This is a genomic window from Saccharothrix hoggarensis, assembly GCF_042678885.1.
Classification (GTDB): Bacteria; Actinomycetota; Actinomycetes; order Mycobacteriales; family Pseudonocardiaceae; genus Actinosynnema; species Actinosynnema hoggarensis.
The window spans coordinates 1-6,642 of the sequence record NZ_JBHTLK010000311.1 but is presented as its reverse complement, the minus strand read 5'-3'; the positions used below and the strand labels follow the sequence as shown (position 1 = coordinate 6,642).

The 6,642-nt window shown below is 73.7% G+C and carries 5 protein-coding genes; all 5 read left to right on the top strand.

Annotated elements, in window-relative coordinates; genetic code table 11:
* The coding region (locus ACFQ3T_RS33230; protein ID WP_380729559.1) for a DUF2207 family protein at nucleotides 1–1,019 on the top strand (1,019 nt) is incomplete at its 5' end.
* Nucleotides 1,020–1,360: 341 nt separating this feature from the next.
* On the top strand, nucleotides 1,361–2,647 hold the full coding sequence (locus tag ACFQ3T_RS33225) for a M16 family metallopeptidase (protein WP_380729556.1): 1,287 nt from the start codon (nucleotides 1,361–1,363) through the stop codon (nucleotides 2,645–2,647).
* Nucleotides 2,644–4,032 carry a M16 family metallopeptidase gene (locus tag ACFQ3T_RS33220; RefSeq protein ID WP_380729554.1) on the top strand — a complete coding sequence of 463 codons (1,389 nt, stop codon included), beginning with the start codon at nucleotides 2,644–2,646 and terminating at the stop codon, nucleotides 4,030–4,032. Before ACFQ3T_RS33225 ends, ACFQ3T_RS33220 begins: the two co-directional genes overlap by 4 nt.
* On the top strand, nucleotides 4,029–4,979 hold the full coding sequence (nudC, locus tag ACFQ3T_RS33215) for an NAD(+) diphosphatase (RefSeq protein WP_380729552.1): 951 nt from the start codon (nucleotides 4,029–4,031) through the stop codon (nucleotides 4,977–4,979). The genes ACFQ3T_RS33220 and nudC overlap by 4 nt, the downstream gene beginning before the upstream one ends.
* Before the next feature lie 127 nt (nucleotides 4,980–5,106).
* Entirely contained in the window at nucleotides 5,107–6,321 is a 1,215-nt protein-coding gene (locus ACFQ3T_RS33210) for an ROK family transcriptional regulator (protein WP_380729550.1), read from the top strand.
* The last annotated feature ends 321 nt before the right edge of the window (nucleotides 6,322–6,642 follow it).

Below are 6,642 nucleotides of genomic sequence, written 5' to 3'. Positions count from 1 at the left end.
CGAACGCGCGGGTCGAGGAGGCGTCGGGGTTGGCGGCGGCGTTCGCGCTCACGCCCGCGACCGGCGCGGGCCTGGGCGGACTGGTCCTGGCGCTGCTCGGCGGCGGCTTGCTGCTGTGGTACCTCCGCGGCCGCGACGCGCGGGCGTTGGCGGGTGCGGTCGGACCGGTGAACGTGCTGGTCACCGATGGCGCCGGACGGGTGGCGTTCGCCTCGCCGGACGGGGTGCTGCCCGGCCAGGTGGGCACCGTGGTGGACGAGCACGTGGACGTGGTCGACGTGACCGCCACGATCGTGGACCTCGCGGTGCGCAACTACGTGTGGGTGGAAGAGGTCGACGGCCACGACTGGCGGTTCGTGCGGCGCAACGAGGCCGACCAGTCCCTCTCGGGGTACGAGCGCGCTGTGTACGACACGTTGTTGCCCGCGGGCGTGGACGCGGTGCTGTTGTCGGAGCTGAGGGGCAAGCGGATCGACCTGTCCCGCGTTCGGGACGAGCTGTACGCCGACGTGGTGGCGAAGAACTGGTTCGCGCGGCGGCCGGACGCGGAGCGCAACCTCTGGTGGTGGGCCGGCGTCGGCCTCGGTCTGCTCGGCGTGGCGCTGACGGTGGTGTTGGCGCTGACGGGCGCGGCGGCGTTGTTCGGTCTGGTGGTCGTGGTCGCCGGGGTGGCATTGGTGCTGGGAGCGCGCTCCATGCCCGCACGGACGAAGCGGGGCAGTGTCCTGTTGGAACACGTGCGCGGTTTGCGCGGCTACCTGAGCACGGTGACGCCCCAGGACATCCCGGACGCCGACCGGGAGATGGTGTTCTCGCGGTCGCTGCCGTACGCGGTGGTGCTGGGGGAGACCGAGCGGTGGCTGGCGGCGTTCGCGGGCACGCGGACGGGGCTGTACTGGTTCGGCGAGGCGGATCAGGGCGATGACCTGGGACGGTTCGCCCGGCGGTTCCCCGCGTTCCTCGGCGCGGTGGACGGCGTGCTCGCGCAGGCGGGACACCTCCGGTCTCTGCGCGGCTGAGAGCCGCCGAACATCACCCGAAAGTGATCTTGCCTTCCGTCGAACACGCGTTCGACAATGGAGCCATCCCCGGAACCGCCGCCCAGGGGTGGGGGCGGGGTTCCGAAGGATCTGACCGAAGCCAACCCGGCGTCCGCACGCGTCGGCTCCACCGGGTGGGTGGCCAGGTGAGACGGGCAGTGGTTCGGACCGGTCGCGGGGTGGTCGCGGCCCCGGTCCGGGCGGCGCCGCGCAGGTCGGCCGGTCCTCACCCGGTCGGTTCGCGCAGGGCGGAACGGGGTGTCGCAGCACGCGGGCGGCCTTGGAGCCCGGTGGTGGTGTGAACCCGTAGGCTGCGGTTCATGGCGCTACCCGAACTCCACAGGTGCACGCTTCCCAACGGTCTGCGGGTGGTGCTCGCACCCGACCGCAGCGCCCCGGTCGTCGGGGTGAGCGTGCACTACGACGTCGGCTTCCGCTCCGAGCCCGAGGGGCGGACGGGGTTCGCGCACCTCTTCGAGCACCTCATGTTCCAGGGCAGCGAGAGCCTGGAGAAGCTGGCCCACTTCCGGCACGTGCAGTCCTCGGGCGGCACGTTCAACGGGTCCACGCACCCCGACTACACCGACTACTACCAGGTGCTGCCGTCGGCGGCCCTGGAGCGGGCACTGTTCCTCGAAGCCGACCGCATGCGGGCGCCGAAGCTCACCGAGGAGAACCTGCGCAACCAGATCGACGTCGTGAAGGAGGAGATTCGACTCAACGTGCTGAACCGGCCGTACGGGGGGTTCCCGTGGATCCTCCTGCCGCCGGTGCTGTTCCAGACCTTCCCGAACGCGCACAACGGCTACGGCGACTTCACCGACCTGGAGAACGCCACCGTGGACGACTGCGCCGCGTTCTTCGACACCTACTACGCGCCGGGCAACGCCGTGCTGACGGTGGCGGGCGACTTCGACCCCGAAGAGGCGACGGCGCTCGTCGAGAAGCACTTCGGCGACGTGCCCGCCCGTCCGGTGCCGGTCCGGCCGTCGTTCGCCGAGGCCGCGCCGAAGGGCGAGGTCCGCGCCGAGCACACCGACAAGCACGCGCCGATGCCGGCCATCGCGCTGGGCTACCGCATCCCGGACCCGGTGGCCGAGGTCGAGGCCTACCTCACCTACCTGGTGCTGGCGGGTGTGCTGACCGACGGCGACGGGTCGCGGCTCCAGCAGCGGCTCGTGCACCGCGACGCGATCGTGGTCGACGTCGGCGCCGGGTGCGGTCTGTTCGGGCCGTTGGAGGCGCGCGACCCGGACACGTTCAGCATCACCGCGATCCACCCGCCGGAGGTGGCCTCCCAGCAGGTCATCGCCGCGGTGGACGAGGAGCTGCAGCGGCTGGCCGAGGAAGGGCCGACCGAGCAGGAGCTGGCGAAGGTCACCGCCCGCTGGGTGTCGACCATGCACCGCGAGCACGACCGGCTGACCAGCCGCACGCTGGGCCTCGGCTCCGCCGAGCTGCTGTTCGGCCGCGCGGAACTGCTGTACGAGCTGCCGGACAAGCTGGCCGGCATCACCACCGACGCGGTCGCCGCGGCGGCCAAGGCGCTGCGGCCCGACTCGCGCGCCGTCCTGATCCTCAACCCTGCCGACGGAGGTACCGAGTGAGCGCCCCGACCAAGCACCGCAGCGCCGAGGAGATCGGCCGTACGGCGCTCGGGCCTCGCCCCTTCCCGGAGCTGGGCGAGCAGCGGGCGACGGCCGACCTGGACAGCGTCGACACGACGTTGGCCAACGGCCTGCGGGTGATCGCCGTGCGGCGGTCGTCCGTGCCGCTGGTCGAGGTGCGGCTGCGCATCCCGTTCGGCGATCCGGCGTCCACCAGCGTCGGCTCGACCCACGCGGCGCGCGCCGAGGTGCTGGCGAACACGGTGCTCACCGGCACCGCGACGCGCAGCCGGGTGGACGTGGACACCGAGCTCGCGCTCGTCGGCGGCGAGCTGGACGCCGTGGTCGACCCGGAGCGGCTCGCCTTCTCCGGCAACGCCCTGGTGTCCGGGTTCGGCACCGTGCTGGACGTGCTGCGGGACGTGCTCACCGGCGCGACCTACCCGGCCGAGGAGGTCTCGCGGGAACGCGCTCGGCTCGTGGAGCGCATCCGGTTGGCGCGGTCGCAGCCGAACGTGATCGCGCGGGAGGCGTTGCAGCGCCACCTGTACGGCGACCACCCGTTCGCCAAGGAGATGCCCGAGGCGGACGAGGTCGCGGCGGTCACCCGGGACGACGTGCTCGCGCTGCACGCGTCGGCCGTGCTGCCGCGCGGGTCGGTGCTGGTCGTCGTGGGCGACGTCGAGCCGGACGCGGCGGTGCGCGCTGTCGAGGGCGCGCTGGGGGAGTGGACCGGTGACGGCGCGGCCGTGACGCTGTCGCCGCTGCCGGTGGTGAGCGGCGGCGACGTGCTGCTGGTGCACCGGCCCGGCGCGGTGCAGTCGCAGATCCGGCTCGCCGGGCGCGGCCTGGTGCGGACCGACGAGCGGTACCCGGCGTTGCAGCTGGCGAACCTCGTGTTCGGCGGGTTCTTCTCGTCGCGGTTGGTGGAGAACATCCGCGAGGACAAGGGCTACACGTACAGCGCGCGGTCGCACCCGGAGTTCACGCCGGGCGGGGCGACGTTGCTGGTGGACGCCGACACGGCGAGCGAGGTCACCGCGGCGGCGCTGCTGGAGACCCGGTACGAGCTGGCCAGGCTCGCCCTGGTGCCGCCATCGGAGTCCGAAGTGGACACCGCCCGCCGGTACGCGGTCGGGTCGCTGCTGACGGCGACGTCGTCGCAGGGCGGGCTGGCGTCGTTCCTGGTGAACCTCGCCGGCCTCGGGCTGGGCATCGAGTGGTTCACCGGGCACCCGGACCGGCTGGCGGCCGTCACCGTCGAGCAGGTCGCCGAGGCGGCGCTGGAGTTCTTCGCGCCGAGCGCGTTCACCGGCGTGCTGGTGGGCGACGCGGAGCTGCTGGCACCGCAGCTGCGGGCGTTGGGCGGCGTGACCCTGCCGTGAGCTTCGAGCTGGTGGACCTGCCGGCCCTGTCGCGGTTCACGGTGGACCGGCGGGAGTCGTTGCGCGGCGACGCGGAGCGGATCGCGCAGCTCTGGCCGAAGGCGCGCGTCGTCACCGTGGACGCGCACGGCCGGACGTTGGTGGCCGACCAGGCATCCCGCCTGGTCGACCGCCCCGCCACCGACTTCGGCGACGGCCCGCCCGACACCGCCGTGCTGCTCGGCGAGCAGGACGGCGTGGCGTACTGGGCGGTCCCGCTGACCGAGGACGAGACGGACGTCGCGGTGCCCGGAGGGCGGGCGTGGTTCCGGCCGGAGCTGACGGACGAGCCCCAGTGGCTCGACCTGCGGGCGTGCGGCGCGATGCTCGACGACACCGGCGCGGGCCTGTTCACGTCGGCCGTGGCGCTGTTCCACTGGCACCGGTCGGCGAGGTTCTGCGCGGCGTGCGGCGGGACGACGGAGTCGATCAAGTCCGGCTGGGCGCGGGTCTGCGAGCAGTGCGGGCGGGAGGAGTACCCGCGCACCGACGCGGCGGTGATCTGCCTCGTCCACGACGGCGCGGACCAGGTGCTGCTGGCCCGCGGCGAGGGGTGGCCCGAGGGCCGCTACTCCGTCCTGGCCGGGTTCGTCGAGGCCGGCGAGTCGTTGGAAGCGTGCGTGGCGCGGGAGATCGAGGAGGAGGTGGGGGTCGAGGTCAGCGGCATCCGCTACCTGGGCAGCCAGCCCTGGCCGTTCCCGCGGTCGTTGATGGTCGGCTTCGAGGCGGTCGGCGACCCGACCGTCCCGCTGCGGTTGGCCGAGGGCGAGATCGCGCAGGCCAGGTGGGTCAGCCGGTCCGACGTGCGGCGAGCGCTCGCCGAGCCGGGCAGCGTGCCGGACCTGCTGCTCGCGCCGGGCGCGTCCATCGCGTACCGGATGATCCAGTCCTGGGCGGCCGTCGACTGACGTCGCGGCACCGTCGAACGACCGGGCCGGCTCGCGGACGCGCACGTCGAATGGGGTACTCAGGGGTGCGTGAACGGCTAACGTCCCTGTCCGACGGGCCGACGTGGCACGCCGTCCAACTCGCCCGATGGGGGTCGCCGTGCACCGCAAGCTGACCGTGCGGGACCTGCGTGCGGGCAACCGGGCGCGGGTCCTGCGCGCGCTGTACTTCGACCGGCCGCTGAGCCGTCAGGAACTCGCCGGCATCACTGGGTTGAGCCAGGCGTCCGTCAGCACCGTGGTCGCCGAGCTGATCAACGACGGGATCGTCGTCGAAGCCGGCCAGGTCGACTCGGACGGCGGCCGGCCGCGCGTGCTGCTGCGCGTCAACCCGGCGCACGCGGCCGTGGTCGGCGTGGACGTCGGCGAGACGCACGTGCTGGTCGAGGTGTTCGACCTGACGTTGCGCCGCCTCGCCGAGGCGACGCTCCCGATGGAGCCGGACGTCCACTCGGCCGACGACGTGGCGCGGCGCGTGCTCGACGGGCTCGACCGGTGCCTCGCCGACAGCGGCGCGGGCGACGTGCTCGGCGTCGGCATCGGCGTGCCCGGCCAGGTCGAGCAGGGCCTCGTGTACGCGCAGACCGTCGGCTGGCACGGCGTGCCGCTCGAACGGATGCTTCGAGCGGGCACCGACCTGCCGCTGTTCCTCGACAACGGCGCGAACACGTTGGGGCAGGCGGAAGTCTGGTTCGGCGCGGGCCGCGGCACGGGCGACGCGGTGGTCGCGCTGATCGGCTCGGGTGTCGGCGCGAGCGTCATCGCGGACGGCGTGCTGTACCGGGGTTCGTCGGGCGGCGCGGGCGAGTGGGGCCACACCACCGTGGCGCTGGACGGCAGGCCGTGCCGGTGCGGCGCGCTCGGGTGCCTGGAGGCGTACATCGGCGCGACGGGCGTCGTCAGCCGGTACCGGGCGGTGGAGGCGGCGGTTCCCGTCGAGCAGGAGGCGGCGTTGGCGGCGCTGGCCGCGGACGACTCTCCGGCGGCGCGGGACGTGCTCGCCGAGACGGCCCGCTACACCGGCGTCGGCATCGGCAACCTGATCAACCTGTTCAACCCGTCTTGGGTGATCGTCGGCGGGTGGGCCGGGCTGCTCCTCGGGCCGCGCATCCTGGACGACGTGCGCGCCGAAGCCGCCCGGCACGCGCTGCGCCGTCCGTTCGAGCAGGCGACGATCACGCTGTGCGAGCTGGGCCCCGAGTCGGTGGCCCTGGGCGCGGCCACGTTGCCGGTCGCCGAGTTCCTCGCCGCCGGCGGTGTCCGCCGCCGCACGGCCGGCCTGGTCCACCCGGGCAAGGCCTGACTCCACGCGCGGCCACCGGACCGGAGCCACGACCTCGGCCGGCCTGACCGGCGCCGCCTGCCTGTCGCCCGGCAGCACGTGCCCGTCGCCGCCGGCGCTGCGGTGGCCTGCCGTCCGCAGCCCGTGCCGGTCGTTGCCGGCGCTGCGCCTGCCTGTCGCCTCGCGGCACGTGCTGGTCGCTGCCGTCGCTGCGACGGCCCGCCGCCTCGCAGCACGTGCCCGTCGCCGCCGGCGCTGCGCCTGCCCGTCGCGCCGAGGTTCGCCGTCTAGCGCGTGTTTCAGATGTGGCGTAGCCAAATGTTGATGGCGGCGACGTGGACG

What these genes read in the sequence shown, in the direction of transcription:
- ACFQ3T_RS33210 (WP_380729550.1), top strand. Translation starts at nt 5,107, where the DNA reads ATGGGGGTCGCCGTGCACCGCAAGCTGACCGTGCGGGACCTGCGTGCG.
- ACFQ3T_RS33225 (WP_380729556.1), top strand. Translation starts at nt 1,361, where the DNA reads ATGGCGCTACCCGAACTCCACAGGTGCACGCTTCCCAACGGTCTGCGG.